At 38.9% G+C, this 1407-nt stretch carries 1 protein-coding gene; it reads left to right on the top strand.

What is annotated here, in order from left to right; genetic code table 11:
* Positions 1-1132 (top strand): cytochrome P450 (locus ASF23_RS17765; protein ID WP_156364263.1); only part of this gene is annotated, 1132 nt, incomplete at its 5' end.
* Positions 1133-1407 lie beyond the last annotated feature (275 nt).

The following is a 1407-nucleotide window of genomic DNA, read 5'->3' as shown; positions in this document are numbered from 1 at the left end:
CGGAGACGTCGCTACATTCGAATCCATAGAACTGCTACAAACACTTAAAAACATAACCCGTACTTTAGACTCCAGCATCAACCTAAAACCGATCTTAATGACTACAGCAATGAATATGTTTTCGCACTACATGTGCAACGTGAGATTTGACGCCGAAAACGACGAAGATTTCAAGCGCATCGTCGACCATTTTGACGAAATTTTCTGGGAGATTAACCAAGGTTATGCCTTAGATTTTCTGCCGTGGCTCCAACCTTTTTACAAGAAGCATTTAGATAAACTGTCTAACTGGTCTTCAGATATTCGCTCGTTCATTCTTTCAAGGATCGTAGAACAGAGGGAATTGGATCTGGACATAGAAGGGCCTGAAAAGGACTTTCTAGATGGGTTGCTAAAAGTTTTACATGAAGACCCGACGGTTGATAGAAATACTATAATCTTCATGCTTGAAGATTTTCTAGGCGGTCATTCTTCGGTGGGTAATCTTGTCATGTTATGTTTGACAGCTGTGGCGAGAGACCCTGAAGTCGGCAGGAAGATTAGGGCAGAATTAGACGGTTTGACTAAAGGCAAAAGGCCTGTTACATTACTCGACCGTCATAGTTTGCCATACACAGAAGCAACTGTCTTAGAATGTCTAAGATACGCCTCATCCCCTATCGTTCCTCATGTAGCTACGGAGAACGCAGCAATCTCAGGATATGGCGTAGAAAAAGGAACGATAGTCTTCATAAACAACTATGAACTAAACACTTCAGAGGAATACTGGAATGAGCCGGAGAAATTTGACCCATCAAGGTTTCTAGAAAAGACCAAAGTTAGGGTTCGAAGGAATTCTTTCTGTGATTCCGGCATGGAATCTGATGGGGAAAGGCCGAGCAAGCCAGCGGAGACGGAAAAAGAAGTCTGGTCTGTTAAGAGGAACATCCCACATTTCCTGCCTTTTAGTATAGGTAAGCGAACGTGCATTGGTCAAACTTTAGTAACTACGATGAGTTTCGTCATGTTTGCCAGTATAATGCAGGAGTTTGAAATTGGGGCTGAAAATTTGGAAGATCTAAGACAGAAACCGGCGTGTGTGGCTTTGCCTAAAGATACGTATAACCTATTTTTGATCCCGAGAAAACATTGATCTTTTTGATTTTTTTGAAAGTACGTAAATTATTTGCGCTTGGTTCTTTTATTTGTAGTTTTGTGTTGACGCTGTTTTTTTTTTGAAAAAATTGCAGGTTTTTTTGTAGTTACCTTTTTAGCGAAAATTTTATAACTTTTTAATTTGAATGGTTTGCGATAATAGATATTTCTATGTACTACATCCTAAATTGTTTAGTAAAACTTATTTTATTTTTCTATTTGAATATATTTATTGCGATGACAGACATTTTTTTAGCAAACTTAAAAGGTTGC

The sequence above is a fragment of the Curtobacterium sp. Leaf261 genome (assembly GCF_001422205.1).
Taxonomy (GTDB): domain Bacteria; phylum Actinomycetota; class Actinomycetes; order Actinomycetales; family Microbacteriaceae; genus Curtobacterium.
This window is presented reverse-complemented; position numbering and strand designations above follow the sequence as displayed.